Origin of the sequence: Streptomyces sp. NPDC102279 (genome assembly GCF_044766365.1) — a bacterium.
GTDB lineage: Bacteria > Actinomycetota > Actinomycetes > Streptomycetales > Streptomycetaceae > Streptomyces.
Genome location: NZ_JBIWLU010000016.1, coordinates 139,720 through 162,826, shown reverse-complemented (window position 1 = coordinate 162,826; position 23,107 = coordinate 139,720). Strand labels below are relative to the sequence as shown.

Annotated in this window: 39 protein-coding genes; 6 read left to right on the top strand and 33 right to left on the bottom strand. The window is 69.7% G+C overall.

Annotated elements, in window-relative coordinates; all coding sequences use genetic code 11:
• Position 1 precedes the first annotated feature (1 nt).
• The 20 genes from ACIRQH_RS35025 to ACIRQH_RS34930 form a co-directional block, all read right to left on the bottom strand.
• A complete protein-coding gene (locus tag ACIRQH_RS35025; protein ID WP_404228960.1) occupies positions 2-307 on the bottom strand; it encodes a hypothetical protein in 306 nt (101 codons plus the stop codon).
• A 68-nt stretch (positions 308-375) separates the two neighbouring features.
• Complete coding sequence (locus tag ACIRQH_RS35020; RefSeq protein ID WP_404228957.1) at positions 376-798, bottom strand: hypothetical protein; 423 nt, start codon at positions 796-798, stop codon at positions 376-378.
• A gap of 45 nt (positions 799-843) precedes the next feature.
• Positions 844-1,404, bottom strand: a complete 561-nt coding sequence (locus tag ACIRQH_RS35015; protein WP_404228955.1) for a hypothetical protein — start codon at positions 1,402-1,404, stop codon at positions 844-846.
• A 2-nt stretch (positions 1,405-1,406) separates the two neighbouring features.
• Complete coding sequence (locus ACIRQH_RS35010) at positions 1,407-1,604, bottom strand: hypothetical protein (RefSeq protein WP_404228952.1); 198 nt, start codon at positions 1,602-1,604, stop codon at positions 1,407-1,409.
• Positions 1,601-1,828: a hypothetical protein gene (locus ACIRQH_RS35005; protein WP_404228949.1), complete on the bottom strand. Its 228-nt coding sequence runs from the start codon at positions 1,826-1,828 to the stop codon at positions 1,601-1,603. The genes ACIRQH_RS35010 and ACIRQH_RS35005 overlap by 4 nt, the downstream gene beginning before the upstream one ends.
• Positions 1,825-2,292, bottom strand: a complete 468-nt coding sequence (locus tag ACIRQH_RS35000) for a hypothetical protein (RefSeq protein WP_404228946.1) — start codon at positions 2,290-2,292, stop codon at positions 1,825-1,827. The genes ACIRQH_RS35005 and ACIRQH_RS35000 overlap by 4 nt, the downstream gene beginning before the upstream one ends.
• Positions 2,289-2,660, bottom strand: a complete 372-nt coding sequence (locus tag ACIRQH_RS34995) for a hypothetical protein (protein WP_404228944.1) — start codon at positions 2,658-2,660, stop codon at positions 2,289-2,291. Before ACIRQH_RS34995 ends, ACIRQH_RS35000 begins: the two co-directional genes overlap by 4 nt.
• A 75-nt stretch (positions 2,661-2,735) precedes the next feature.
• Positions 2,736-3,065 carry a hypothetical protein gene (locus ACIRQH_RS34990; protein ID WP_404228942.1) on the bottom strand — a complete coding sequence of 110 codons (330 nt, stop codon included), beginning with the start codon at positions 3,063-3,065 and terminating at the stop codon, positions 2,736-2,738.
• Positions 3,065-3,508: a hypothetical protein gene (locus tag ACIRQH_RS34985; protein ID WP_404228939.1), complete on the bottom strand. Its 444-nt coding sequence runs from the start codon at positions 3,506-3,508 to the stop codon at positions 3,065-3,067. The genes ACIRQH_RS34990 and ACIRQH_RS34985 overlap by 1 nt, the downstream gene beginning before the upstream one ends.
• A gap of 2 nt (positions 3,509-3,510) precedes the next feature.
• Complete coding sequence (locus ACIRQH_RS34980; protein ID WP_404228936.1) at positions 3,511-3,948, bottom strand: hypothetical protein; 438 nt, start codon at positions 3,946-3,948, stop codon at positions 3,511-3,513.
• Between the two features lie 68 nt (positions 3,949-4,016).
• Entirely contained in the window at positions 4,017-4,931 is a 915-nt protein-coding gene (locus ACIRQH_RS34975; protein ID WP_404228934.1) for a phage major capsid protein, read from the bottom strand.
• 134 nt (positions 4,932-5,065) lie between these two features.
• Positions 5,066-5,794, bottom strand: coding sequence for a phage scaffolding protein (locus tag ACIRQH_RS34970; RefSeq protein WP_404228931.1), 729 nt, complete (start codon positions 5,792-5,794; stop codon positions 5,066-5,068).
• Between the two features lie 37 nt (positions 5,795-5,831).
• On the bottom strand, positions 5,832-6,848 hold the full coding sequence (locus tag ACIRQH_RS34965) for a hypothetical protein (protein WP_404228929.1): 1,017 nt from the start codon (positions 6,846-6,848) through the stop codon (positions 5,832-5,834).
• On the bottom strand, positions 6,848-8,383 hold the full coding sequence (locus ACIRQH_RS34960) for a phage portal protein (protein ID WP_404228927.1): 1,536 nt from the start codon (positions 8,381-8,383) through the stop codon (positions 6,848-6,850). Before ACIRQH_RS34960 ends, ACIRQH_RS34965 begins: the two co-directional genes overlap by 1 nt.
• 97 nt (positions 8,384-8,480) lie before the next feature.
• Positions 8,481-10,022: a hypothetical protein gene (locus ACIRQH_RS34955; protein ID WP_404228924.1), complete on the bottom strand. Its 1,542-nt coding sequence runs from the start codon at positions 10,020-10,022 to the stop codon at positions 8,481-8,483.
• 2 nt (positions 10,023-10,024) lie between these two features.
• On the bottom strand, positions 10,025-10,648 hold the full coding sequence (locus ACIRQH_RS34950; RefSeq protein ID WP_404228922.1) for a hypothetical protein: 624 nt from the start codon (positions 10,646-10,648) through the stop codon (positions 10,025-10,027).
• Between the two features lie 344 nt (positions 10,649-10,992).
• Positions 10,993-11,655, bottom strand: a complete 663-nt coding sequence (locus ACIRQH_RS34945; RefSeq protein ID WP_404228920.1) for a PASTA domain-containing protein — start codon at positions 11,653-11,655, stop codon at positions 10,993-10,995.
• A gap of 376 nt (positions 11,656-12,031) precedes the next feature.
• Positions 12,032-12,205 carry a hypothetical protein gene (locus ACIRQH_RS34940; protein ID WP_404228918.1) on the bottom strand — a complete coding sequence of 58 codons (174 nt, stop codon included), beginning with the start codon at positions 12,203-12,205 and terminating at the stop codon, positions 12,032-12,034.
• A 15-nt stretch (positions 12,206-12,220) separates the two neighbouring features.
• Positions 12,221-12,628, bottom strand: a complete 408-nt coding sequence (locus tag ACIRQH_RS34935; RefSeq protein WP_404228915.1) for a hypothetical protein — start codon at positions 12,626-12,628, stop codon at positions 12,221-12,223.
• 204 nt (positions 12,629-12,832) lie between these two features.
• The gene (locus ACIRQH_RS34930) at positions 12,833-13,207 is read right to left on the bottom strand and encodes a hypothetical protein (protein WP_404228913.1); all 375 of its coding nucleotides are present in this window, start codon (positions 13,205-13,207) and stop codon (positions 12,833-12,835) included.
• A gap of 125 nt (positions 13,208-13,332) precedes the next feature.
• On the opposite strand from ACIRQH_RS34930, the gene ACIRQH_RS34925 reads away from it, so the two are divergent.
• The 3 genes from ACIRQH_RS34925 to ACIRQH_RS34915 are packed head-to-tail and all read left to right on the top strand — an operon-like array spanning position 13,333 to position 14,095.
• Positions 13,333-13,521: a hypothetical protein gene (locus tag ACIRQH_RS34925; RefSeq protein ID WP_404228910.1), complete on the top strand. Its 189-nt coding sequence runs from the start codon at positions 13,333-13,335 to the stop codon at positions 13,519-13,521.
• Positions 13,518-13,682, top strand: a complete 165-nt coding sequence (locus ACIRQH_RS34920) for a hypothetical protein (RefSeq protein ID WP_404228908.1) — start codon at positions 13,518-13,520, stop codon at positions 13,680-13,682. The genes ACIRQH_RS34925 and ACIRQH_RS34920 overlap by 4 nt, the downstream gene beginning before the upstream one ends.
• Positions 13,679-14,095 (top strand): hypothetical protein, encoded by a 417-nt coding sequence (locus ACIRQH_RS34915; protein WP_404228905.1) that lies wholly within the window; start codon positions 13,679-13,681, stop codon positions 14,093-14,095. Before ACIRQH_RS34920 ends, ACIRQH_RS34915 begins: the two co-directional genes overlap by 4 nt.
• 58 nt (positions 14,096-14,153) lie before the next feature.
• Here the strand turns inward: ACIRQH_RS34915 and ACIRQH_RS34910 are convergent, their stop codons facing one another.
• The 7 genes from ACIRQH_RS34910 to ACIRQH_RS34880 form a co-directional block, all read right to left on the bottom strand.
• Complete coding sequence (locus ACIRQH_RS34910) at positions 14,154-14,498, bottom strand: hypothetical protein (protein ID WP_404228902.1); 345 nt, start codon at positions 14,496-14,498, stop codon at positions 14,154-14,156.
• Between the two features lie 118 nt (positions 14,499-14,616).
• Complete coding sequence (locus ACIRQH_RS34905) at positions 14,617-14,769, bottom strand: hypothetical protein (RefSeq protein ID WP_404228900.1); 153 nt, start codon at positions 14,767-14,769, stop codon at positions 14,617-14,619.
• A gap of 222 nt (positions 14,770-14,991) precedes the next feature.
• On the bottom strand, positions 14,992-16,752 hold the full coding sequence (locus tag ACIRQH_RS34900; RefSeq protein ID WP_404228897.1) for an FtsK/SpoIIIE domain-containing protein: 1,761 nt from the start codon (positions 16,750-16,752) through the stop codon (positions 14,992-14,994).
• Positions 16,753-16,815: 63 nt separating this feature from the next.
• Complete coding sequence (locus ACIRQH_RS34895; RefSeq protein ID WP_404228894.1) at positions 16,816-17,742, bottom strand: hypothetical protein; 927 nt, start codon at positions 17,740-17,742, stop codon at positions 16,816-16,818.
• Between the two features lie 22 nt (positions 17,743-17,764).
• Positions 17,765-18,013, bottom strand: coding sequence for a hypothetical protein (locus tag ACIRQH_RS34890; RefSeq protein ID WP_404228891.1), 249 nt, complete (start codon positions 18,011-18,013; stop codon positions 17,765-17,767).
• Positions 18,014-18,096: 83 nt separating this feature from the next.
• Positions 18,097-18,255, bottom strand: coding sequence for a hypothetical protein (locus ACIRQH_RS34885; protein ID WP_404228888.1), 159 nt, complete (start codon positions 18,253-18,255; stop codon positions 18,097-18,099).
• A 161-nt stretch (positions 18,256-18,416) separates the two neighbouring features.
• On the bottom strand, positions 18,417-18,677 hold the full coding sequence (locus ACIRQH_RS34880) for a hypothetical protein (protein ID WP_404228886.1): 261 nt from the start codon (positions 18,675-18,677) through the stop codon (positions 18,417-18,419).
• Positions 18,678-18,861: 184 nt separating this feature from the next.
• On the opposite strand from ACIRQH_RS34880, the gene ACIRQH_RS34875 reads away from it, so the two are divergent.
• The 3 genes from ACIRQH_RS34875 to ACIRQH_RS34865 all read left to right on the top strand — a co-directional run bounded on the left by ACIRQH_RS34875 (position 18,862) and on the right by ACIRQH_RS34865 (position 19,823).
• Entirely contained in the window at positions 18,862-19,128 is a 267-nt protein-coding gene (locus ACIRQH_RS34875) for a helix-turn-helix domain-containing protein (protein ID WP_404228883.1), read from the top strand.
• 84 nt (positions 19,129-19,212) lie between these two features.
• Positions 19,213-19,458 carry a hypothetical protein gene (locus ACIRQH_RS34870; protein WP_404228881.1) on the top strand — a complete coding sequence of 82 codons (246 nt, stop codon included), beginning with the start codon at positions 19,213-19,215 and terminating at the stop codon, positions 19,456-19,458.
• Positions 19,459-19,607: 149 nt separating this feature from the next.
• On the top strand, positions 19,608-19,823 hold the full coding sequence (locus tag ACIRQH_RS34865; RefSeq protein WP_404228880.1) for a hypothetical protein: 216 nt from the start codon (positions 19,608-19,610) through the stop codon (positions 19,821-19,823).
• A gap of 123 nt (positions 19,824-19,946) precedes the next feature.
• Here the strand turns inward: ACIRQH_RS34865 and ACIRQH_RS34860 are convergent, their stop codons facing one another.
• The 6 genes from ACIRQH_RS34860 to ACIRQH_RS34835 all read right to left on the bottom strand — a co-directional run bounded on the left by ACIRQH_RS34860 (position 19,947) and on the right by ACIRQH_RS34835 (position 23,069).
• Positions 19,947-21,155: a T4 RnlA family RNA ligase gene (locus ACIRQH_RS34860; protein ID WP_404228877.1), complete on the bottom strand. Its 1,209-nt coding sequence runs from the start codon at positions 21,153-21,155 to the stop codon at positions 19,947-19,949.
• Positions 21,152-21,331, bottom strand: coding sequence for a hypothetical protein (locus tag ACIRQH_RS34855; RefSeq protein WP_404228874.1), 180 nt, complete (start codon positions 21,329-21,331; stop codon positions 21,152-21,154). The genes ACIRQH_RS34860 and ACIRQH_RS34855 overlap by 4 nt, the downstream gene beginning before the upstream one ends.
• A complete protein-coding gene (locus ACIRQH_RS34850) occupies positions 21,328-21,528 on the bottom strand; it encodes a hypothetical protein (RefSeq protein WP_404228871.1) in 201 nt (66 codons plus the stop codon). The genes ACIRQH_RS34855 and ACIRQH_RS34850 overlap by 4 nt, the downstream gene beginning before the upstream one ends.
• 115 nt (positions 21,529-21,643) lie before the next feature.
• On the bottom strand, positions 21,644-21,904 hold the full coding sequence (locus tag ACIRQH_RS34845) for a hypothetical protein (protein ID WP_404228869.1): 261 nt from the start codon (positions 21,902-21,904) through the stop codon (positions 21,644-21,646).
• Positions 21,901-22,134, bottom strand: coding sequence for a hypothetical protein (locus ACIRQH_RS34840; protein ID WP_404228867.1), 234 nt, complete (start codon positions 22,132-22,134; stop codon positions 21,901-21,903). The genes ACIRQH_RS34845 and ACIRQH_RS34840 overlap by 4 nt, the downstream gene beginning before the upstream one ends.
• On the bottom strand, positions 22,131-23,069 hold the full coding sequence (locus ACIRQH_RS34835; protein ID WP_404228864.1) for a hypothetical protein: 939 nt from the start codon (positions 23,067-23,069) through the stop codon (positions 22,131-22,133). Before ACIRQH_RS34835 ends, ACIRQH_RS34840 begins: the two co-directional genes overlap by 4 nt.
• Positions 23,070-23,107: the final 38 nt, after the last annotated feature.

Below are 23,107 nucleotides of genomic sequence, written 5' to 3'. Positions count from 1 at the left end.
CCTACCCTCCCTGTGCCACGCTCACGAGATCCGGGAACTGCATCCGGAACTGGGTCAGTGAGACCTCGGTGGTCTCACCGCTGCCGCGCCTGGGTGGCGCGTCCTGCGTGCGGGTTGGGGTGCTGCTGGCCTGCGGTTGGTCATCTCGTTCGTCGTCGACGCGGGCGGCCATCACGCCTTGGTAGGCGGGGAGCCGGTAGGCGAGGGCGAAGTAGCGGCGGCTGCTGATCTCGACGTGCTCAAGGTCGAGTCCGTAGATGGCGAGGAAGTCGGCGTCGAGATCGTCGACGTGGTCGAGGACCCACATGACTTGGTCCACTCGTGACGGGACTACGTCGATCCACGAGACGGTGAGGACCCAGTCATCCAGGATCGTCAGCCACGCGCTTTTCCCCCCTCCTTCTCCTTCTCCTTCTGGCCGAGGGCGAGGTCGACGATCAGCTGCACGATCTTCTCCAGCTGTTGCTCCGTCACGGCCTTCGACTGCTCCAGCGCCATGTAGGCGTCCTCGCCGAGGACGCGGATCAGGAGCGGCGGAGTGGCGAGGTCGTGGCCGGACTCCCGTGCCTGGCGCAGGTATTGCAGTGCTGCGCCGGGCGGGACCTCGCGGGGGATCGTGTACTCGACGTCGCCGATGTAGAAGAGCGGGATGCGGTCTTCCTCGACTTCGTCGTCGCCGGGGATGCGGATCGGTTCGAACTCGGTAAGCGGGTCGGTGGCGGTCGGCTTGGCCGCGGCACGCTTTCGTGCCGCGGCGGCCTGGCGGGTACGGGCGGGGGACGGGCTGGTGGATGCCATGGGTGGTGCTCCTCGTGATGGGCAGGGGTGAGGGCCGACCGGCTACTAGGTGGTCTGGTCGACGATGTGGAACGGCTTGACGGCCTCGCTGACGTAGTGGCCGGCGAGCTTGACGGGGATCAGCGTCTGCTTGTCCTTCGTGTACGCCAGCTCGGCGGAGTCGACGTTGAGGACCTTGCGGGCGATGACGCGGCGCCGGAACTGCTGTGGGGCGTAGCCGTCGAGGATGGTGGCGAAGTAGTTCGGCTGGGTTGCCGAGCTGGTGACGATGGGGTCGAGGCTCTTCCAGCCGGCGCCGGATGCGGCGGTGCCCCCGTTGAGGACCATGGACAGGTTTTCCAGGGTGGCCTCGGCGAGGCTGGTCTCGATGGTGAAGTCGGCCTTGGTCAGGCGGGACCCGACGCGGAGGGTGATCTGGTCGACTTCCAGCTCGGAGTACGTCTGGTCGATGGCGAGCTTGACGCCGTCCTGTGTGCCGCCGAGGTCGGTCCATGCGGACGCGGCCGGGGTGGTGTTGACGGCGGTGTCGGTGGGCTCCAGGGCTCCGAAGGCGCCCTGGTAGAGGGTTGCCGGGCCCTGGATGAGGTTGGTGGCGGTGACGGCCATCGTCAGCTCTCCTTGCTGGTGCTGGTCTTCCGAGGCGCCTCGGGCGTCTTCGGCGGAGCCGGGGCCGCGGTCGCGGGCGGCACGTCCTCGTTGGCGGAGTCCCCTACGAGGAGGCCCTGCCGCTGCAGGTCGAGGTACTCGGCGTTGCCGACTTCGATCTCCTCGTCGGGGCGCATGGTGGTGCGGACCTTGTGACTCACTGGTAGGCCTCTCTCCGGATCGGGAACTGGTGGTGCGCGAAGTGCGGGTGGAAGCGGAGCTCGATGGTCTGCTCGGGAGGGAGGCTGCGCGGACACTCGACGATGCGGATGTCTCCGGTGAGGAGGAACTCCAGCTCGCCACGGGAGTCGTGGACGATGACGCGCCCGTTCCAGGTCGCGAGGTCGCCGCCAAGGTTGGCGTCTTGGATGGCGTAGCGGCTCATGTGGGCAGCTCCGTCCAGGCGATGACGAGGCCGGGGATGTCGTAGCGGGCGTAGGAGGAGGCGTCGTCGTTGATCCGGCGCGGGTCGCCGGTGGTGTAGGCGGACTTGACCTGCACGTTCGGGTAGTCGCCAGGCAGGGCGAGCGTCGTCTTCGGGACGTTCGGGTGGTCGAGCGTTGCGGCGACGATCGTCTCTGCCAGGTTGGAGGCTTTCCCCCACGGCGGTTTCTGCGAGCCGGGGTTGGCTGCCCAGCAGGACAGGCCCATGACGGGGTCGCGGAGCGGGACGTACATGTTCGGGCTGCCGCCCACGCCGACGAGGGTGACGAACCCGGTGTCAGTCCAGCCGAGGGTGCCGTCGCTGCTGGGCTTGGGGAGGGTGGTGGCGACGCAGTCCCCGACGACTGTCTTCAGCCATGCGGTGGCGACGAGTTCGGGGGTGGCGCGCAGCACGGGTGTCGTCATGCCGTCCTCCGCTGGTAGAGGGCGGGCCGCAAGTACGGGGCAGGTGCGGTGCCGGGGTGGTTGACCTTCGCGACCGGGTGGTCGGCGCCGGGCCAGTACAGGGCCTTCTTGTTGCGGGGGAGGATGACGTGCGGTGCGGTGCCGAGTTCGACGTCGGTGGCGTAGTTGCAGTCCAACGAGCCGACGCGCAGCACCTTGTCGTGGCATTCGGCGCGGAGGGAGTCGTGGAGGCGGCCGGACCTTTTGTGGACGTAGGAGCGGGCGTCTCCGAGGATGGCGTCGCCGATGACGTCCTGCATCCAGTCGTTGATCGCCGCGTCAACGTGCGCTCGCGCGCTGGGGTCGATGCGCACACCGGATCGCGCCATGGCCGCCTCCTCTCCGAAGGTGGTGTCGTGCTGGCCGGGCCCGGTCTCCCCGGGCACAAGTGGCCGATGCTGTTGTCAGGTGGTGCGTCGCAGGTCGAGCCGAATGTCCGGCACGGCCGTGGGGTTCGCCATCGAGGAGACGGCGTCGACGATGTAGGTGGCGCCGGTCCGCTCGTCACGGACCCGGTCCTGGTCCAGCACGTCTGTGCGGGCCGGGACACGGGCGACGGCGTAGCGGACGATGCGGGGGGTGGGGTCGTCGCGGGTGGTGACCCGCCGGGACTGCTCCGTCAGCGAGGCAGGGATGCCCGTACTGATGGCGGTGTCGGTGTCCTGCTCGTCTCCGTAGGCGTCGGTGGTGACGCCACGAAGGATGCTGACCTTGGTGGTGGCGATGGCCTGCATCACGCACCCCCCGGGTACGGGGCCCAGACCTGCGAGTCGTCGGACCCGTCCGACAGCGGATTCCCGACCGGGCGTGCGCTCTCGAACGCGGAGCGGATGTGGACGGTCCGGGACCGCATCCACGACACGCGGCGCAACGCGCGAGCAGCCATGGGTGCGAGGACCAGGCCGTCGCCCGTCAGCGTGGAGGAGACCTGGTCTTGCTGGATCTGCGTGGCATCCAGCCGCGTCTCCAGCCCGAACTGGCCTGCCTGCCACGCGGCTTGTCGGGCGACGGCCTGGCCCAGCCAGTAGAGGTCCCGCGTCCGCATCCGCTCCCCATCGGGGTAGATACGGTTGCTGAAGATCTCAATGTCCGACTGCGCCTGGGCAAGCTGCGTATCGGTCACCGAGACACCCGTGGTGTCGATGACCTGCTGCGCAGTAGCCCAGGCGTCGACCATGACTAGGCCTCAGCCTTGCTGCTGCTGGTGTCGCCGCCGTCGCCCACGATCACGTCGCGGGGTGTGGTGGTGTCCTCCGGCCGGTGGTCGATCGAGGAGGGCACCGTCTCCACCGAGTAGGCCAGCGTCAGCGACAGCCCGTCCGGGTGGTCCTCGGCCCCGTCGAACGACACGTCGCCACGCGGGTGGAGCCCACGCTGGATCGCCTCGTTGGCGACGGCGGCCTTGTTCGCCTCGTGCTGGTAGTCCTCGCCCGTCCAGTGATCGCCGAGGACGACGAACTCCTTCTCATGACGAGTGCCAGTCGAACCGTCGGGGGATCGTTCGTCGACCTCGACGTCCGGGGCGCCGGCCTTCGCGGGGAACTGCTGCTTCCGCAGCTGCTCCTCGGTGGGCTTGTCGGCCTCGGTCTTGCTGCTGGTGGTCTTCCTCGCTGCCATGGCTCACCTCCTACCGGTGGCCCGTACCGCCCAGCCATGGAAGCGGTACGGGGGTCACAGGGGGTGGGTCAGCCGACGAGGATGCTGGCGCCGTTGGGGTGGCCGTAGGCCCAGGCGCGGCGGGCACGCATCTTCAGGATCGACTCGTCCGTCAGCGCGGACAGGCCGTCGCGCCCGTCGATGAACACGGACTCGGGGCCGGAGCGGACGCCGAGGAGCATCAGCTCCGGGTTGACGAACGCCATGATCGGACGGCCGGTCGGGGCGGACGTCGCGGTCGCGGACACCTTCGCGCCGAGGGACCAGCGGACCTGGACACCGAAGATGGTGTCAGGGGTTCCGTTCAGACCTTCGAGGAAGATCGGCCGGTTCTGCGTGTCGAGGACCCCGCGGAGCGACTTGCGGAACGCCGGGTGGGCGATCGCGTACATGTTGCCCGGGTCGAAGTAGTCGCCGGACTCGATGTTGCCGACCGCGGTGGAGAACTCGGTGTAGGACGGCAGGCCGGCCGACGCGGCGGTGGTGATGTTCGTGCCACCGGTGTAGCTGAGGCCGGAGTCCGTGGTGTTCAGCAGCTGGTAGAGGCTGGTGAACGGGATGGTCGTGCCGTTCTCCGCGGCGGACACCGCGAGGGACGCGTTGTCGATCATCTTGGCGTAGGACTTGCCCCAGCCGATCATCTTCGCCTCGATGACGTTGGCCACCGAGTCGTCGATGTCCTCTTCCGCCAGGCGAGCAGCCTTGCCGAACTTACGCGCGGTGAGGAGGACTTCGTCGTTGAGGGAGACGTCCTCACCGTAGGCGCCGCCCTTGGCGACGACGTCGACGCCCATGCCCGCGGTGCGCGGGACGTGCTTGGTGTCGGATCCCATGGTGATGCGGGAGGCGAGGGCCTCGACCGCGGAGATCTGGGTGATGGACTGAACGACCTTGGAGGTCTCCCACTCTTCGGGGAGCCACGCCTCCATCGTGTTGCGTGCCACTGTGCCCTCCTGCGGGCGTCGTGATGGGGAAGCTGGTGGGCTCGGGCCCCATCACGGGCGCCTTCGCAAGCAAGGGCGGTGGCCTGCCCCGATCACCGGGGTAATTCACCTGGTGATGAATATACCTCGGGAGGTCAAGCCCTACCCAGGATCCGGTTCGCGTGCTGTTCCGCCGTGCTCTTGGGCTTCTCCACGGCTGCCGTCTTCGGTGCGCCCGTCGGCCGGGCCTTCGCCTTCGGCTTGTCCTGCGGCAAGAACTCCGGGTAGTCGGACTTGATCCGGTCGACCTCCGCCTCGGCGCCGATGAGTTCACCCTCGTCGTCGACGCTGACCGAGTCCCAGTCGACGAGCTTCATCAGCCGGTCCGGCGTGGAGAACCCGGCCTCGGCGAGCGCGGCGCGGATCCCGGCCTTCTTCATCGGCTCGCGGAATCGCTTCTCGCCCTCTTCGCGTGCCTCGCGCAAAGCTTTCTCGTGCTCGGTCTCGTCGCCGCGGACCTTGTCCTCCAGCTCCTTGTTGCGGAGCCGGTGCCGCTTCCCGTCCTCGTTGGCCTTCTTCAACGCGGCCTGCGTGCGCGCCCACTCGTCCTTCGACGGGGGCGTGAAGTCGTCGGCCTTGTCGTCCTTCTTGGCTGGAGGCTTCGGCTTCGGCGCCTCGTCGGGCTCCGCTTCCGGTTCGAGGTCCGGCTCGGGCTCCGCCTCCGGAGCGTCCTCGACCTCAACGTCCGGGGCGTCGTCCTCGGCTCCGCCGGCGATGACGTGGATCGGACGGCCGTCGGTGCGGTAGCCGAGGATTGCGCCCGGCGGCAGGCTGATACCTGCGGCCGGCTGGCTGGTGTGGATGCCCATCTGGTGTTCTCCCATCACGGGGTTGGTGGCGGCCCATCGGCGGGCGCCGGGTCTAGGCGGCGGCGGGGAAGCGGCCGGTGCGGGTTGCGGTGCGGGCGGTGGCTTCGACTGCGGGCAGGAGGTCGTCGACGGTGCGGAGCAGTTCCCGCGCGGCGCGCAGGCGGACCGCCCGCGTTTCGGAGGGCCGGCCGTTGCCGTAGCCGATCGACCGGTGCGCCTCCCGCTGCAGCGCCAGGGGGAACGGCACGCCCTCGGTAGTCCACGCGTCATCCCAGGGAACGGCACGGCATCGGCAGTGCGAGTGCAGCGGCGGCCCCTCCACCGGGGTCGCGCGGGTGCGGCGCTGGCGGGGATCCCACGACAGGCCACCCGGAAACGCCTCTCCAGCCTTGACGGTCCGCCCGGTGTAGGCGAGGCAGCGCACGCACGCGTCGGCCTCCGATACCCACACCCGCAGCGGCGCCGTCGCCTGCACCACCACGTCGAGCCCCTCGTGGACGGCAGTGTTGATGACCCACGCGATGTGCGCACGCACCGCGGGCAGCGCGGCCCGGGCGGCGCCGAGCCCGGCCAGCAGGTGGGACCAGCGCGATACCCGGTCCGGGTGGAGGAGGTGCGCGGCCCGCTTCTGCCGGTCGGCCACCAAGTCGCGGAGATGACGGGCCTGGTCCCGGAGCGTGCGGCTCACCGCGGGGACCTTCGGTGCGCGGCGCCGACGCCCGGACGCCGCAGCCACGAACGCCGCGCCCTGCGCCACCCCCAGGGCGACCGCAGGGTGCAGGCCGTCGGCGAGCGCTGCCGGCGCCCGTTCCGTGATCCCGTCGAGGATCCGGGCGGCAGCCGCGCGGGCGGCGTTGAGGATGCGCCGCAGCAGGTCCCCGGGCAGGGCCTCGTAGTTGGGGCCGCCGAACGCTTTCGTCCATGCGGCGAGGGTGGTGCGGATCAGGTCCTCGAACGCCCGGTCGCTGCCGGCCAGGGCCCGGCTGACGATCCCGGCCTCCAGGTCGATGACCTCGTCGGTGTGCTCGCCCTGGACCAGCTTCATGAGGCGGTCGCTGGAGTAAGGCATCAGCCCGTCTCCTGCGCAGTGGCGAGGGCTTCGAGGTCGTCGATCGCGCCGGACATGAGCGCCGCGACCTGGTCGTCGGTGACGACGCCGAGGGTCTTCGCCGCGCCGAGCTTCTGCGCCGAGTCGGCCAGGGAGGCGAGGACGTCGACACGGCGCTGGAGTTCTGCGTCGTCCGTACCTGTGAGCCACGCGTCGACCTGCTCGGCCCGGTAGCCGGCCTCCATGAGCGCCTGACGGCGAGGCACGCCTGCCTCGATCTTCGCCTTGACGGTGGCCCAGCCCTCGGCATCGTCGACGGTCTCGGCCGGCTTCCAGTGCACGGTCACCACCGGGTCCGGCACCCCCAGGCGGCGCAGCGCGAACGTGAGCGCCTCCCGCAGGGTCGCACCGTAGGACAGCTGCCGGTTGGTGACCTTCCTGGTGAACGGGGCGTCCTGCGCGCGGACGGACTGCCCGGACGGCTGCTCGCCGGACGGGTCGAACAGGTGCAGCGGGGTGGTGGTGATGACGGCCATGGCGCGGACGTTGAACTGGATCGGGTCGAGGAACACGCCGGGCTGCGCGACGTCGAACTGGCCGACCTGCTTGAAGCCGCGCAGGAGTAGGAGTTCGCCGGGGCCGCCCTTGAGGCTGCTGTCGTCGCCGGAGTCGGAGGGCCCGACCCCGTTGGTGTTCGGAGGGAAGTCCTCGTCGTCGAAGTCGCCTGGTTCCAGGTCGCTGGTGTCGGTGTTCGCGGTCTCGGTGAGCGCGTACCGCAGCGGGAAGCCTTGGCTGTCGACGGTGCCCATGTGGGTGGCCTGCAGCTTGGTGATCGCGTTCTGCGGGCCGTAGGCGGCGTAGTGCTCGGGTGTGCCGTAGGGCCGGTCGGTGCGGAAGTGGAACGTGGGCTGCTCGTTCCAGTCGTTGTCGATGATCCACGACTCGGGGTCTTCCGGGTCAGCCGGCCACGGCTTCCAGTCACCGGGTTCGGCGCCGCTCGCGTTCGCTTCCGTCGTCCAGCGCACGGTGCGGCCGTCGTACTGGACCTCGGCCCGCTGGAGCTTCGCCTCGCACCAGCGCTTGACGGTGAACGCCTTGCGGCGGGGGTTCTCCTCGTCGTAGATGATGCGGACGGTCTGCGGGGAGTTGTAGAACATCTCGACCCGCACCGTCTTGTCGTCGTCGTCTTCGACGGGCAGGACCATCAGGTAGGCGTCGCCGAACTCGCCGGCCCGGCGGAACACGTCGGGCATCTCCAGGTCGAGCTGGTTGTCCTGCCAGATCTGGGAGATGAGCGCGGTCTGTGCGTCGTCCTTGCCGGTGACGCCTGCGATCTCCAGGCGGTCGGTGACGGCGTCGACCGGCGTCTTCGCGAAGTTGAGGTCGAAGTCGATGTTGTGGGCGGCGAGGGCGCGGCGGATGCGGTTGGAGCTGAAGACTTCGGGGACCTTGCCGTCGTAGTAGAGGGCGGCTTGATCGTAGTGGGGTCGGGCTTCGGTGAGTTCGTGGATCCCGTACATGAGGTCGTCTCGGAGGGCGTTCGCCTCTTCATCCAATGCATCCTCCACCCGTGACCTTTGAATCGAAGGATAGACGGTCCGGCTGGTTACGTCATGGCCCGCACGATGTGCCCTCACCTACGAATGCCAGTTGCTACGTGTACGGAGTCTTCGACGCCGACGGCGACGCCTTCCGCACCGGAGGGATGAACCGACGCACCGCGCTCCCCACCGCGTCGACCATGTCGTCGTTCGGGCCCTTCGGGAAGGTGCACATCTGCTGCTCCAACTCCGGCAGCTTCCGCGCATGCAGCACCCGGCCCCGCTGGTACAAGCCGAGCACCCCCTCCGCCCGCACGAACTTCGGCTCCGTCTGATGCACCGGCTTCACCTTCACCGGCATGTCGTGCAGCACCGACTGCCACGTGTCGCCGCCCTGGTTCACCTCGATCAGCACCAGACCGATCCGAGGGAACTCGTCCAGCAGCGCGAGCACCCGGTCGCGGAGCTCCGGCCCGGGCCGGACCTTCAGCGCCATCGCCGCGTGCACGGTGCAGCGGCGATGCTGCGCCGACCACGACACCACGGCCAGCCCGGTGAAGTCGGACGCCTTCTTCGCGGTGGTCGCTGGGTCGATCGACAGCATCATGTGCGTGACCGGCTCGGCGCTGTCGTCGGGGTAGCGGAAGTCGTCCGGCGTCCACAACGCCCCGTCCGCAGCGAGCGGATCGTTCGCCATGTTCTTCGCGTAGCTGCGGGTGTGCCTGATCTCCAGCAGGTAGCCGATCGGCCACTTCGCCGGCCACATCGACCGCTCCGTGCCGTCCGGGCGTTCCACGATCGGGAGGCTGTGGTGCGCTCGGATGCCTTCCTCGCGGATCCAAGTCGCGACGTTGACGCCCTTCGCGGCCCGCACAAGCTGGTGGATGATGCTCCCCGGCATGGTGACCGTCCCGCAGATCACCACGCGGGCGTAGATGTTCAACGGGAGGATCGCGTCGACGAGCGTGGTGAGTCGCTTCGCTGCGAGAGCCGCCGAGTACGACGCCTCGTCCGGCTCCACGTCATCGCACAGCAGCAGGTCCGGCCGCTTCTCCTCGACCTTCAACCCCAGTGAGCTGGAGTCGACGCCATGCGCGGCGAAGATGAACCCGGACTTCGCGACGTACATGCTCTGGGTGTCCGCGACATTCGCCCCGGACAGTCGGCGTGCCGCGGAGCAGAGGTCGGGGAAGTCTCGGCGCAACAGGGAGTTCCCGTCGAGCTCGCGCTTGAAGGTGCTTAGGTGGCGCTCCGCCTGGGTCGCGGCGGAGGCGAACGCGGCGGCGAACCGGACGTGCCCGTGCGCGGCCGCCCACATCGGCAGGAGCAGGAACCACCAGGTCGTCTTGCCCGTGTTGCGGGGCGCAATGTACGCGTCACGGTTCTCTGCCGGCCCGGAGGGGGGGCGTACCCAGGCGCGGGCGGCGCGGCACCAGTCGAGGTGGGCGTCGCCGAAGGTGATGCCGCCGTCTTCGTCTTTGAGATGGTGGCGGAGATAGACCAGGGCGAACAGCAGCGGGTCGAGGCGGGTGAGAACGCGCCGGCCTTCAGGGTCTGCGAGGAGCCGCGGGTCGAACTGTGCGAGGTAGGCGGGCAGGTCGAAGGTTTCGGCGTCGAGCCCGTCGAGGTAGCCGGTGCGGGTCGCGGTCGTCACGGTCAGCCGTCGCTGCCCGCGCCGTCGCGGATCTGCTGCTCTTCCAGCGCGGTCTTCGCCCTCGCGTCGCGGAGCATCTCCTGGAGTTCGAGATCCTGCTGGGTGACCTGGTGGACGGTCGCATCAACCTTCACCGCGGCCTCGATGCCGGTGAGCTTCGCGCGGCGCTCCCCGTTTCGCCGGCGCGCTTCCTCGATTTTCAACAGCCGGTCGGTGGCCTGGAGTACGGGCGCGTCGTCTTCCATCGGTGCGCCGGTCTCCGGGTGGACGATGACTCGCCCGTTGTTGACGGTGATGTGCCGGGCGTCGAGGACCTGCCGCACCCGCAGTTCGAGCGCGTCGAGGCGGACGAGTTCGGCGTCGAGGCGTTCGAGTTCGAAGTGCAGGACGGCCGTGGCGGGTTCGCGGACGACGTCGGAGATGGCGCGGTCGACGGCGGTCTGGGCTTCCTTGCGATGGCCGAACTTCAGCTCGTCGGCGATCTGCTGGTAGGTGCGGCCCTGGCTGCGGAGGCGGGCGGCTTCGGCGTCGCGGTGAGCGGTGGCAGGGTTGCGTTGGAAGCGGCCGTTGCTGCTGCTGCGGAGTGCGTCGGCGGGGTTGTAGGGGGTGCCGTCTGCGTTGGGCATGGTGTTCCACCTCCTTGACCGGATACCGTTGAATCGTAGGCGAGAAAGGCTTGCAGCCTTCGATCCGTCCGCAAGGAGGTGGCGTGCATGGTGTCCGACCGAGGCGGTCGCGCCGGCTTCGTGTACCGCAACCGCTTCGCCGTGTATCGCGCATTGCGCCGCCGGGGGCTGACGAAGACCCGGGCTGCGGAGATCTCGAACGCGGGCAGGACCCACGTGCAGCGCAGCAGGATGTCCCGCAAGGCCGCACGCACGCGGCAGGCGCGGGGTGGGAAACGTCGCTGAGGGGCGACGGGGTGAGGTAGAGGGCCCGAGGCCGGGGGCGGCTTCGGGCCCTCAGCGTGTCAGGGGCAGGACTCCTCGAACTTCACCGCGCCGAACGTCACCGGCTGCCCGTTCAACGCCGCGCCCGCCGCGGGTTTCTGCGAGCACACCTTCCAGTTCGACTCCATCAGGATGTACCGGCCCTCCCCGGTCGCATCGTTGACAGTGATCGACATCCCCGAGTCGAGCGCACCGCGCGCGACCTTCACCGCCTTCCCCGCGAAGTTCGGCATCGTCTTCCCCGCAGCAGCCAGCGCGGCCTGGTCCGTGGCCGGGCAGGTCTCGGCGAGCTTCACCGTGCCGAAGTCGATGGTGGTGTCCGTCGACACCGGCTTCCCGGCCGCGGGCTTTTGGGAGCAGACCTTCCAGTCCCGGTCGAGGAACTGGTTCCGGTCGCGGCCGAGGGAGTCGTGACTGTCGAGCCCGTAGAAGCCGGCGGCTTGGGCTTTGTCCTGCGCGGATTGCAGGCCCATGCCGACGAAGTTGGGAAGGGTCTTCTTCTCCGTGTCGGCCGGCTTGGCGTCGTCGCTGCTGCCGCTCGTCGCGGCCGGGCCGCTAGTGGTGGGGCTGGCGATGCTGCCGGATGTCGGGCTGGTCTTGTCGTTGCCGTCGATGGCGTTGCCGATGGCGCCGAGGACGATGACGCCGCCTGCGATGCCGCCGATGAGTTTCCAGTTGGCCATGCTTCCCCCTGAGTTGTGCGGGTTGTGGTGAGGGGTGAGCGTAGGGGTGGGTGTGTTGGGGTGTGGGGTGTGTGACGGGGTTGTGACACGAACGAGTGGGTACCGGCGACGGCACCGGATTCAATACCCTGAGGGTATGAATCGACGGGCGGTAGCCCGGAGGAGGACAACCCCCATGGCGAAAGCACGGATCGGGCCCACGCCCACACCGCCGCATCCGCACGAGAGGCCGGCGCCGCTCCCGCCGCGGCCGCCGAGTTCGTGAAACGTGAAGGCCCGCCCCGATGGTTGGGGCGGGCCTTCAGTGTCAGAGGGTGTTGAACTGCACGTCGAAGTCGAGCGTCACCAGGGATCGGGCCCTCTGATGTGCGCGGGGTCAGGCGGGCTTGTGGGCCGGGCAGTAGTCCCGGCCTTCCACGTCGCTCCATCCGTCCGCGGCGAGGGACCGCCGGTGGTCGGCGGCCTCCTGCTCCCAGGTGGTCGGCTTGAAGGCGGCACGCAGGGAGCAGTCGTCGCAGTCGTCGTGCGCGCAGCGGATCGTGTGGGCCATCGGGTCTCCTTCGGGTCAGGCGGAGGCGCGCTTGCGCTTCCTGTAGGCGGTGACCTGGGCGCTGTTGCAGGTTCGGCACTGGCGATGCGTCGGAGAGCGGTAGTACGTGTTCTGCGGAGTGAACTCGTGCCCGTTCTTGCAGCGCGTCTTGAGCGCGTTCACGGCACTGAAGCTGACACCCCTGAGCTTGTTCTCCCGTTGCGTGACGGGCTCCAGATGCGACGGGTTCACGCAGCGGCGGTGCGCACAGGAGGGGCCGCCTGAGCAGTTCTCGTCGAACGTGTGGCACAGGTGATCCAGTTGGCGGCCTTCAAGGATGGGGCCGACGAAGACCTTGTACGAGATCCTGTGCGCGGTTCGCGTCCGGCCGTCGTCGTCAAGCAGGGCCCCGTAGCCGCCCGGGTTGATGTATCCCTCAAACACCCAGCAGCCTGACGCATCCGCGCGAACCTTGGCCAGGAGCCGGTCCTTTACGGGCCGCGTGTTGCTACTGCCGACGCGCGTGATCTCGCCGGACTCCAGCGCCGCGATATAGCAGCGCTTACACTGCGTCTGAGCGTAGACGGGGCTCTTGCCGCAGGCGGGGCAAGTGGGCTTGGGCTTCTTCGCTCGCGTCTGGAAGTTGGTCTAGGCGACCTCCGTGGTGAGGAGGTGGCGGGTGCCCTTGTAGGAGAAGAGGCCGGCGTACAGGGCCTCGTCGATGGAGCCGTAGACGTGGACGTGGATCCACTTGCCGGTGGTGCGGTGCTGTGCCCACACCTTGGGGGCGTCGTGTCCGGTGGCGGTGCGGTATGCCTTGGCGACGTGGCGGCCGAACCAGGACTTCTTTCCGTCGGGGAGGTCGTTGCCGCCGATGCGGTCGAGGAAGTCGCCGGTGCGGATGAGCCGGCCGGTCTCGACGAGGGCGGCGATGATGCCGGAGAGGGTGCGGTAGCCGAGGGCCTTGGTGGTGGTGGCTGAGGCGCGGAGGCCGTTTCGGCGGGTGCGGGTCTTGGCGTTCATCTCGGCTGATCCCCCTGCTGTGATGCGGTTTCTGTAATACGAGAATGCATCACGACCGGCGGGGTTGTCAACAGGCTTGCGCAGGTGAATAGTGGTTCCTGTAATACGCGCACCTAGGAGGACTCATGGCCAGGCCAGCCACCGGCCAGACCAAGCCGATCTCGTTCCGCCCACCACCGCAGGTGCTGAAGGAGTTCGACGCCACCATCGAAGACGGCCGCACCCGCTCCGACGTGCTGATTGAGCTGATGCACGACCGCATCAACCGGAAGCGACGCGAGCGCCCGTCGAGCAGCGAGGAGAAGAGCGCATGAGCGACGTCGACTGCCCGCACTGCCACGCCACGTTCAACAACCTGGACGTCCGCCTCGTCATCACCGGGCCGGACGGAAAGCCTGTCGCGATCAAGCACACGAGGGACTGCGTCGACTACCCGCCGGACGCCGACCGCCCGGACGAGACGCCCGCCAGATGAGCAGCACCACGCCGCGCTTCCAATGGCGCCACCGACAAGACGACGGCTGGGGCTGGAGCAGCGCCCATGCCACCGCCGGCCCGTGCGCGGGATGTTGCCCCACCAACGCGCTGACAGACTGCCCTCGCTGCGGGGGACGCCTCCACCGTGAACTGGCCATCGTCAACGACGGGTTGGGCGAGGCCCTGTTCTGCCAGCAGGAGCGAGTGGATGCGCAGGCCCGTGCGACCCGCACACGGTCCGCCGAGTCGGAAGCGCAGACGTCGGCACGCTTCGCGGCGGCCCGCAGAGAGAGGGCGGCCATGGCAGACCGGTGGCTCGGGCGCGTGATCGGCGGCGTTCTCGCCGTGAAGGTGGCGCTACTGATCTGCTTCGTGATCGTCTTCGCCCTGGGGATCGTGACCAGTATCTGACACCGCATGACGAAGGCCCCGCCCGGACTTCCGGTGCGGGGCCTCGCTGCGCCCAACGTCAGCCGATGCTGCCGTCGATCGTCCCGTTGTCGTAGTAGTCCAGCATGTCCCGGTCCTTCTTCGACATCCCGTCGATGGCGTTGGACATGACCAACGCCGTGTAGTCGTCGTCCTTCACGTCCTCACAGGCGGACGGCTTGCCCTTCCCGCCGGCCTTCGTCTGCGCGATGAGGGCCTTCTGGCAGTCCTTGACGATGTCGTCGTAGGACGGGCGGCTGATCCAGTACGCGCCGCCTCCGATGGCCAGGGCGGCGGCGATGACGGCGGCGATGATCCACGTGGTGCGTCTGCTGCGCGTCGGCGCGGGCGGGGTGCTGGGCATCGGCGGCAGGTTGCTGGTCATGGTCCCCCCAGGACTCGGTGTGTCGGGGATCGTAGTCGCGGCCACCGACAGCCCGCCGGGGAAACAGCGAAGGCCCGACCCGTCTGGGGGACGAGCCGGGCCCGCGCGGACCAGGCGGCTACAGCGCCGAGTCGAAGGTGATCGGCTGGGCCGGGCGGCGTCCGGGGATGTCCCGCATCCGGCCGGCTGCACGCGCGGCAGTCTTGCTGTGCGGGTCGATCTGCGCGAGCGGAGTACGAGGCCGACGCGAGACAGGCTGGGGCTGGGTCACGGGCGGTTCCTCTGCTGGATAGGGGCCGGCCTCGCCGCGAGGGGGGAAGTCCGCGGCGAGGCCGTGCCGGGCGCGACCCGGCGCGTAACCCACAGTGTGGCACCGCGGGCTGTCTGGCGGGGTCGGAAACCCCGTCGGGCCCGGCCCGCGCCACCGACCCGTCACGGCCACGCCATCCGACCCCCCATCCGACCCACCGAACAAGCTGTCTGACCTGCACGTTCACGGACTCGCGACCGCCTGCGCCTCCCACGCCGACAACTGGACGATCCGCCACGTCTGCGTGTCCTCACAGCGCTCGACATCCGGGCGCAGTGCCCGCGCCGCATCGAGCACCTGCTTCTCCCCAAGCCCCGTCGCCAACTCCAACTCACGGCGCGTGCAGTTCCCGTACTTCGCCAGCGCGTTCCGCACCCGCTCCTGCTTCGACTCGCCCGGCGCGGGCAGAATCAGCCGCCTCCCCACCGGCGGCCGCACGGTGGTCGCGCCGATGCGCCGCACTTCCGCCCGGAACTCCTCGCCGGTCAGCCACATCCCCTTGTACGGGGCAGGCTGCTGGTGAAGCGGGGACTGGAGGAGGAACTTCCCCGGCTGGTTCAGCTTCCCGGGCTCCCAGCCTGGGGTGTTGCCGAAGATGAACCGCCGGTGGTCCGCATCGTTCATGCGGGTGGACAGCCGGTTCGCGTAGTTGCCGCGCGCGTCGGTGGTCCCGCCGAACACCTTCCGAGACGGCTGCTGAGTCGCCGACAGGAAGTGCATGGCAGCGAACCGCATCAGTGCCAGGAGCGACGTCTGCTTCTTCGACGCCGGGTTCTTCTTCCACAGGCCGTCGTCGCCCTGCCTGACCAGCTCGGCCAACTCGTCTTCGATGACCCAGATCGCGGGCCGGCCGTGCTTCTCGGGGTCCCATTCCTGGTCGCCTGCGGTGGCGAGGATCTCGCCGCGCTCGGCGAGTTCTTCGGAGAGCCAGTCGAGGAGGGCGTGCGCCTGTTCCGGGGTGGCGGCCACGTCCTGGAGGATCGGCGCCATGGGGGTGAGTTCGGGTGCGCCCGGCTTCAGGTCCATCCCGTAGACCACGGTGTCGGGCCGGTCCGCGAGCTGGACCGCGATGGACCGGACCAGGGTGGACTTCCCGAACTTCGAGGATCCGGCGACGAGGGTGTGGTTGTAGGCCATGTCCAGGGTGATCGGGTCGAGGAAGCGGTCCACGCCGAGGTGGACCGGGTCGGTGAACCGGCCGGCGGTGGACCGGACGTAGGGGATGACCTGGTCGAGGGGGTCGCCGTCGATGAACCGGACGATGAGCTGGTTCGTGAGCGGCCCGTCATCGAGGGCGAACTCCCCGGCCACGCCCATCCCGCCGGCGACCTTGGGCCACGCGGTCCGGAGCTTGGCCCGGTCCAGGTTCACTGGCAGGTCCAGGACGGCAGTCCAGCCGGTCCTGGTCCGTTCCACGATGCAGCCGGGGAGTTCGGCGGTGAACAGTTCGTGGACCACGGTCCGCAGCCTGGTCTCTTCGACGGTCCGCCCGGTCAGGTCCGGTCCGGCCTGGACCGGTTCGGGCGCGGTCTTCTGGACCAGCGTGTGGTGGGCCATCTGTAGTCGGACAAGCCCGGTCTGGAGCTTCACCGACTCCTGCTCCACTTTGATCTCGTCGTGGCGTGTGTGGTGCCGGTAGACGCCACATGCGGCCGCGGTGATGGCCATGCCTGAGAGCCACGCGTACACGGCGGGTCCGGCTCCGAATGCCCCGGTGATGGCGGCCTGGGTGAACGCGGCGCCGACGGCGAGGTTGCTCCAGGCCAGCGCAGGTGACCACTTCTTCGCGAAGCTGGCGAAGGAGACCTTGTGGGCCGCGACGGCTGCGATGAACTCGACGGCGGTGGCGGTGCCGGCGTACTGCCAGTCAGCAAGGAGCGCAGCGCCAGAGACGAGGCTGGGCAGGGCGATGGTGAGGGCGACGTCGGTGCGGGTGATCTTCACTGGGGCTCCGGTGCGGGACGCGGCGGCCCCCACCCGAGGGTGGGGGCCGGGCCGGCGGACGGGTCAGCGGTACTGGTTGAGGAGGCGCTGCGCCTCGGTGAGCCGCCGGTAGGCGGTGGACTCCGAGACGCCGAGGATTTCCGTGGCACGCCGCTTGGTGATGTGGTCGCCGAGCTTGAGGCGGCGCAGCAGTTCACCGACCTGGTCATCGATCTGAACCGGGCGGTCCGGACCGGCCTGGACAGCCTGAACCGTGGCCGGTTCGGGGGCGGGCGGCGCCTGGTCCATCGGCTGGTCGGGCGCCTGAACCGGGGTGGACTGGACCGGGTTCACGAGCTGGTCCACGACCGGCCGGGACGGGCCGTGCTGCGCCTCCAAGGCGAGCCGCAGCTTCACCGTGGCGTTGTGGGTGAGTGCCCGGTCTCGCTCGCCGAGGGCCAATGCCTGCTCGGTGCCGGCCTGCTGCTGCCGGGCACGGAGGTAGGCCTCGTACTTCGGGTCCAGCTTGATCCGGATCGTGTACATCGCGACGGCCCACATGCCCTTCGCCGCGGCGGAGACGAGGGCGCCGATGATGCCGATGGCGATCGCGTGGGCTCGGGCCCCGTCGATGATGATCGCGGCGACGGACACGGCGAGCATGGCGAGGCCGACCGCGGCGGGGATCCTCGCGCGTGCGTGGTCGAAGCGCAGGACCCACTCGGCGATGAGGCAGCCCGCCCACCCGGCGTCGAAGATCCCGGCGACGAGGTAGGCGCCCCACGGTGGGGCGAGGAGGGTGAGCATGCTGCCGATGGCGACGGTGCCCCAGACGATCGCACCGGCTGTCATGGCGATGGCAATGCTGAAGAGGATGCGGCGCAGCATCGCGTCGAGGTTGAAGGGGATGCGGATGATGGGGGTGTTGTCGGGGACGTCGTAGGTGACGTCGACTCCGTGGACGTTTTCGGTGACGGCTTTCGTGGGCCGGCGGAACGGGCGGGCGGGCATGGTGGTGGCCTCCGGGCTGGGGTCAGGCGCGGGCGGTTGCGGGGCGGGGCTGGTGGGTGCGGATCTGGTGCGCGAGGTACGCGGCGCCGGCGAGGAGAAGCGCGGCACCCGGGTGGGCGGCGGCCCCGTCTGCTGCGCCTTGGACGATGGTGAGGACCAGCTCGGTGCCGAGGCGGGCGAGTTGCCGGGTGGCGTGGGGGTGCATCGCGGCGAGGATGATCAGGCTGGCGATGAGGAGGTTGCGGATCAGGTGGTTGGGGTGGCGTCGCATGGCGGGCTCCGGGTGCAGGCGGGGTGCTACGGCTGGCCAGATCTCCAGGGCCCGCGTGCGAGACGCGGACCGAGGGCTACCGGTCAGCGCTTCTTGTTCTTGGCGGCCTTCTCTGCCTTGACGACGCGGTCGTGGGAGGCCAGGTAGGCGTCGCTGTCGGGGTTGGCGTCGCGGTGGTTGTAGGTCGCGTTGTGGTCGCGCTGCTCGGGGGTGCCGAGGATGAAGTTGCTGAGCTTGCCCATGGCGGGTTCCTTCCGGTGGGTGGTGGAACGCTGAGCGGTTCCCTTCACCGCCCGTGCGTGACGGGCGGATCGGGCAGCCGGTCAGTGGGTGCAGGCGACGGCGAGGGCTGCGGTGGAGAGGGTGGCGATGAGGGCGACACCGGCCCAGAAGCGGACGCCCATCAGACGGTCACGTCCAGGGCGCGGCTGGCGGCGAGGAGTTCATCGACGGTGTGGCCGGCGTCGCGGGCCTCGGTCCAGATGCGGTCGCAGGTGCGCTGCGCCTGTCGCCATTCGGCGGTGAGGTCGTAGTCCTTGCCGATGCGGCGTTGGATGGCGAGCTGCTTCTGCATGGCGGCCGCGTACTGGGCGACGAGGGCGGGGGTTGTGGCGACGGTCGTGGGGGTGGGCTCGGGACCCGTGCGACTTGTACCGTGTGTCACGGCTGTCCTTCCTGTTCACGCAGGTTGGTCAGTGGCCCGGCAGGGGGTGCAACCCCTGTCGGGCCGTACTGCTTACGGACGGAGACGGGACCTCCGCGCCGTTGTGTAGTCAAGCTACACGCGTGTAGGCTCCCTACACAAGACGGCAGGACGATCCGCCTCCCAGCCCCGGGAAGGGACGGACATGGACGACCGGGCGGAGGAGGTGCGGCGGATGCTGGATGCGGTGGATGCCGTAGCGGCTGAGGAGCCACCCACAGAGCAGGCCAAGCGGATCACGCAGGCGTGGGGCGAAGCCGTGGACCGATTCCGGTGGCGCCGCCAGCAGGCGGTGCGCCGGATGCACGACAGCGGCATGACGTACCGGCAGATCGCCGACGAGTTGAGCATCAGCTTCGGACGCGTCCGTCAGATCCTCGCGGAAGAACTCGAACCGCCGTCCGTGGAATAACGGGGCCCCATAGCCGCGTCTGCTCTGAGCCCTCACCTGCGTGCCGGGTGGGGGCTCGCTCACGCCCGGCCTACGATCCTGCTCGTGGCAAACGACCTTGACGAGCTGATCCTGCTGGAACGATCCTCCGAGACCGAACGGGCGCGGCTCGCGGGGCTCGCGGGCGACGAGTACAGGGCGCAGTGGGAACGCTGGCGCAGCGCGGCCGTCGCCTTCCAGGCCGCGGTCACCGCGTACGCCGGCCGCGACGATGTGAAGGAGTCGCGGTACGAGGTGGAGCAGGCCGCGAAGCGCGCGGTCCGGCACGCGAGCGAGGACCCGGCGGAGTAGATGCACGCACGAGAAAGCCCCGACCGATGTGGTCGGGGCTTCAGGCTGTCCAGGCCTCGCATGATCCCGCAGCCCGGTTGGCGCCGAGCTGGGCTCCCAGCGTAGCCGTCCGGGATGCGCTGCCGCAGGCCCCGGGTGAGGCTGGGGTCATGACCTCCGCAACCCCGGTGATCGTGTACCCGCCGGACGAGACCGGCGGCCGGCGCGTGCGCGTGGACGGGCAGATCCTCGGCCTCGCGTACAACGTGCGGGACGTGGCGGCGCTGCTCCAGACGGCCGGCATGCAGGACGCGGACGAGATGGACGTCATCCGCAGCCCGTTCATCGAGTGGCGGGGCGGCGGCCCGGAGGTCTGGACGCACTGACCGGGGCGGGCGTAGCGTCGGCGTATCTGGGAGGTACACGGGCCCGCCGGTCTTCGGACTGGCGGGCCTCGTGCTGTCCCGGACATGCGACCGCCCGTCCCTGCCGGAGCAGCAGCAGCGCGGTCAGGCTTCGTCATCCGCAGCGAACGGCGTCGACGCCTCCGGCTTCACCGACCGCCACAGGTGCAGCGCCGCCGGTTTCCCGTCGAGGATCAGGAACATCGCCGCCCGCACCCCGGGGTGGTCGATGCGCTGCGCGGCGCGGGCGAACTCCCCCCTGTCCACGGCGAGGTGGGCGAGCGCGGTGAACTCTGCGGACGCCCGGTCGACGAGCCCGTCAGCCTCGACCGCGAGACGCTCGGCCACGCCCCGCACCCACGCGTCGAACTCGTCCGGGACCTGCTCCAGCAGCGCGGCGAGCGGGCCACGGCCACCGGCGGCGAGCGCCTCGACCTCTGCGACGGGGCAGCCGAGCGCCTTCGCGACGAGCTTCGGGGGCTGGCCGGCGAAGTGCTCGATGCCGGCGTACCGCCAGATGTCCCGCTCGGTGATCCCGGTGAGCACCTTGTGGAGGCGGACGTACTCGGCGAGCTTCGCCTTCGCGCGGAGCCCGTTGGCGTACCGGATGACGTAGCCCTCAGCGTGCATGCCGCTGGTGGGCTGGCCGTCGGGGCGGGCGTTGGCCTCGGTGAGCTTCAGGAGTTCGGGGAGCGGCAGGGCGTCCCATGAGCGGACGACGGAGCCGATCGGCGCCCAGTCGTCGGCAACCCAGGACAGGCGAACCTCCTTGCCTGCGCTGTTGAAGGCGCCGAGGAGGACGAGATCTGTTCGGCTGTCGTAGTCGACGACGATCCGGTTCTCGGGGTAGATGATCTCGGCGAGGTAGGTGACGCCGGTCATGAGCAGCGAGGTGTCGTGGTCGTCGAGCCATGCCTGCGCCCACTGCGCCTGCTCGCTGATGAACGAGCCCTTCGACGCGGCGCGCCACCGGCCCGCGTACCAGAACACGATGCCCAGCGAACCGTCGACCTTGTCGAATACCTCGAACGTCTCGCCTTCGGGGAGCGGCGGCGCGTACTCGGTGCCGTAGGCGTGCTCGCCGACGTTGAAGAACTTCGGGAACGGCCAGGCGACGATGTCGCCTGTCTTGTCGTCGGCGATGAGGCCCCGGCAGCGGAGAGTGGTCGGAGTCCAGGCGTGCTCATACTGCGCGGCCCGCGTGTAGGTGTAGATCGACAGCGGCAGGGCGGGGTGCGTCTTGCGGGTGACGTGGCCGGCCTGGATGGCGGCGGCGAGGTCTGAGGGCGGGATGAGGTCGTCGAGGCTGGTCACTGCTTCCTCCGTGCTGCGCGTTGCATGGCGCGCCGGGTGGCGCGGTTGGGTGTGGGTGGTTCGGGTTCGCGCCAGCCGAACGGGCTCTCGCCGTCGTCTGTGTCGACGACGACCTCGGCGGTGACGAGGACGGTGTCCCAGTGGCGGCCGGGGGTGCCTGCGCGTTCGACGCTCATGCGGTGTCCCTCCACTCGGTCCCGTCGAACCGGTCTTCGATGTCGCGGAACTGGGCTCGCTCGTGGTGGTTGAGCTGGAGTTCGTCGCGGTGCGCGTCCGCACCGATGGGCCGGTAGACGATGCGGGCGGTGCAGTGGCCCCAGACCCAGCTGGCGGGGACGGCGAGGGTGAGGCTGAGGATCCACAGGGCGATCACGGTGTCCTCCAGGTGCGGATGGTTCGGGCGAGGTGCCGCCCTGCCTGCCGGGTGGCGAGGAGGGCGGCGGTGATGAGTGGTGAGGCGAGGACGCCGGCGAGGATCCCGGCGATCATCAGGCGGCTTCGTCGTAGCTGGGTGGCTCTGTGTGGGCCCAGGAGGGTGCGGGGTGCGGCTCGGGTGTCCGACGGTGGTGTGCGGCCCTCCATGCCCCCGTGAGGCCCCGTCTGATGGCACGCCAGGTGACGACCCCGGTGAGGACCACCGTGTAGATGGCGACCGTGGCGACGAACGCGGCGGCGACGATCCACAGGAAGATCGCGTCGAGGATCCTGCCCGCGGTGTCGATCGCGTCGAAGATCAGCAGGCCCGTCACGACGGATCACCGGCCAGCGTGACGCGCCCTGCGGTGACCGCCGACACGACGACGACTGCCACGCCGATCCCCCATAGCGGGAGGCCGCTGCCGATTGCCCCTGCGGTGAGGAGGCCCCAGGGCAGGGCGGTGAGCATGAGGGCTTGGGAGGGGGTGAGGCCGCCGCGCATGGTCTCCGCGGTGACCAAGGCGAGGCAGAGGGCTGCGGCGGCGAGGAACAGCGTGGTCACGAGATCTCCTTGTCGGGCTGGGACACGACAGCGGGCTGCCAGCGTGAGGCGCAGCCGGGGTCGCAGGGGATGACCCGGTGACAGCCCTGCGCGTCTCGACAGTTCGCGGCGGCACGCTCAGCTGCCTCCCGCGCCTCGTCGGCGGCGCCGAGTGCAGTGGTCAGCGCGCGGCGCATCCGGGCTGCCGACTCCACCTGGAGGATCAACTGCCCGGCCGGGACGGACTGGGTGAAGCTCACGGCCCGGCTGAGCCAGGCGGTGATCCGGCCGTCCTCGTAGGCCACGCCGGCGGACTCGTCCCACAACAGCAGCGGCGGCGTCTCCGTCTCGCCCTGCTGCGCCTCGCCACCGGGCTTCCCGCCGTGCACGCACTCCCCGGCCTCGGTGTCGCAGGCGGTCTCGGACTCGGCTTCGCGTAGGCAGCTGCCGGACCGGGACGCGCTGCACTCGTCCTGCTGTGTCTCGCCGGCCTCACCGCGCAGCCCGGCAGCGGGCGCGCCACCGCTCTCCCCGAGGACGTCGCCGAGCATCCCGTACAGGACGCGGGCCGCGTCGAGGGGGATCTCCAGCGGTACGGGTTCCGTGCTCCCGGGCGTGTTCACGTCGATGTCGACGGTCGCGGTGGGTCCGGTTCCGTGGGAGGCGACCGACTCGGCCCAGGAGAGCGTCTCGGCCCGGTCGGCGGCAGGCGGGGACACGACCGTCGGGGCGGCGGCGTCTTCGGCCTCGGCACGGGCGCGGCGGAGCAGTTCGTCGAGCATGCCCGCGGTGCCCGGGTAGCCCTTGGCGATCACGAAGTTCCGCAGGTGCTCGGTCGGCAGGTCTACCTCGCAGGTGAGGCCGCAGTGCGTGTGGATTCCGGCGGCGTGCTCGCGCTCCGTCTCCTTGCGGTCGGCGCGCTGCTCGTCGGTCTCGGTGTTCGTGGTCTCGGTCATGGGTGGCTCCTGGTGTGGGTGGGGCCGCGGTCGGGTAC

What these genes read in the sequence shown, in the direction of transcription:
- ACIRQH_RS35025 (WP_404228960.1), bottom strand. Translation starts at nt 307, where the DNA reads ATGTGGGTCCTCGACCACGTCGACGATCTCGACGCCGACTTCCTCGCC.
- ACIRQH_RS35020 (WP_404228957.1), bottom strand. Translation starts at nt 798, where the DNA reads ATGGCATCCACCAGCCCGTCCCCCGCCCGTACCCGCCAGGCCGCCGCG.
- ACIRQH_RS35015 (WP_404228955.1), bottom strand. Translation starts at nt 1,404, where the DNA reads ATGGCCGTCACCGCCACCAACCTCATCCAGGGCCCGGCAACCCTCTAC.
- ACIRQH_RS35005 (WP_404228949.1), bottom strand. Translation starts at nt 1,828, where the DNA reads ATGAGCCGCTACGCCATCCAAGACGCCAACCTTGGCGGCGACCTCGCG.
- ACIRQH_RS35000 (WP_404228946.1), bottom strand. Translation starts at nt 2,292, where the DNA reads ATGACGACACCCGTGCTGCGCGCCACCCCCGAACTCGTCGCCACCGCA.
- ACIRQH_RS34995 (WP_404228944.1), bottom strand. Translation starts at nt 2,660, where the DNA reads ATGGCGCGATCCGGTGTGCGCATCGACCCCAGCGCGCGAGCGCACGTT.
- ACIRQH_RS34990 (WP_404228942.1), bottom strand. Translation starts at nt 3,065, where the DNA reads ATGCAGGCCATCGCCACCACCAAGGTCAGCATCCTTCGTGGCGTCACC.
- ACIRQH_RS34985 (WP_404228939.1), bottom strand. Translation starts at nt 3,508, where the DNA reads ATGGTCGACGCCTGGGCTACTGCGCAGCAGGTCATCGACACCACGGGT.
- ACIRQH_RS34980 (WP_404228936.1), bottom strand. Translation starts at nt 3,948, where the DNA reads ATGGCAGCGAGGAAGACCACCAGCAGCAAGACCGAGGCCGACAAGCCC.
- ACIRQH_RS34970 (WP_404228931.1), bottom strand. Translation starts at nt 5,794, where the DNA reads ATGGGAGAACACCAGATGGGCATCCACACCAGCCAGCCGGCCGCAGGT.
- ACIRQH_RS34965 (WP_404228929.1), bottom strand. Translation starts at nt 6,848, where the DNA reads ATGCCTTACTCCAGCGACCGCCTCATGAAGCTGGTCCAGGGCGAGCAC.
- ACIRQH_RS34950 (WP_404228922.1), bottom strand. Translation starts at nt 10,648, where the DNA reads ATGCCCAACGCAGACGGCACCCCCTACAACCCCGCCGACGCACTCCGC.
- ACIRQH_RS34945 (WP_404228920.1), bottom strand. Translation starts at nt 11,655, where the DNA reads ATGGCCAACTGGAAACTCATCGGCGGCATCGCAGGCGGCGTCATCGTC.
- ACIRQH_RS34940 (WP_404228918.1), bottom strand. Translation starts at nt 12,205, where the DNA reads ATGGCCCACACGATCCGCTGCGCGCACGACGACTGCGACGACTGCTCC.
- ACIRQH_RS34930 (WP_404228913.1), bottom strand. Translation starts at nt 13,207, where the DNA reads ATGAACGCCAAGACCCGCACCCGCCGAAACGGCCTCCGCGCCTCAGCC.
- ACIRQH_RS34925 (WP_404228910.1), top strand. Translation starts at nt 13,333, where the DNA reads ATGGCCAGGCCAGCCACCGGCCAGACCAAGCCGATCTCGTTCCGCCCA.
- ACIRQH_RS34920 (WP_404228908.1), top strand. Translation starts at nt 13,518, where the DNA reads ATGAGCGACGTCGACTGCCCGCACTGCCACGCCACGTTCAACAACCTG.
- ACIRQH_RS34915 (WP_404228905.1), top strand. Translation starts at nt 13,679, where the DNA reads ATGAGCAGCACCACGCCGCGCTTCCAATGGCGCCACCGACAAGACGAC.
- ACIRQH_RS34910 (WP_404228902.1), bottom strand. Translation starts at nt 14,498, where the DNA reads ATGACCAGCAACCTGCCGCCGATGCCCAGCACCCCGCCCGCGCCGACG.
- ACIRQH_RS34895 (WP_404228894.1), bottom strand. Translation starts at nt 17,742, where the DNA reads ATGCCCGCCCGCCCGTTCCGCCGGCCCACGAAAGCCGTCACCGAAAAC.
- ACIRQH_RS34890 (WP_404228891.1), bottom strand. Translation starts at nt 18,013, where the DNA reads ATGCGACGCCACCCCAACCACCTGATCCGCAACCTCCTCATCGCCAGC.
- ACIRQH_RS34885 (WP_404228888.1), bottom strand. Translation starts at nt 18,255, where the DNA reads ATGGGCAAGCTCAGCAACTTCATCCTCGGCACCCCCGAGCAGCGCGAC.
- ACIRQH_RS34875 (WP_404228883.1), top strand. Translation starts at nt 18,862, where the DNA reads ATGGACGACCGGGCGGAGGAGGTGCGGCGGATGCTGGATGCGGTGGAT.
- ACIRQH_RS34865 (WP_404228880.1), top strand. Translation starts at nt 19,608, where the DNA reads ATGACCTCCGCAACCCCGGTGATCGTGTACCCGCCGGACGAGACCGGC.
- ACIRQH_RS34855 (WP_404228874.1), bottom strand. Translation starts at nt 21,331, where the DNA reads ATGAGCGTCGAACGCGCAGGCACCCCCGGCCGCCACTGGGACACCGTC.
- ACIRQH_RS34835 (WP_404228864.1), bottom strand. Translation starts at nt 23,069, where the DNA reads ATGACCGAGACCACGAACACCGAGACCGACGAGCAGCGCGCCGACCGC.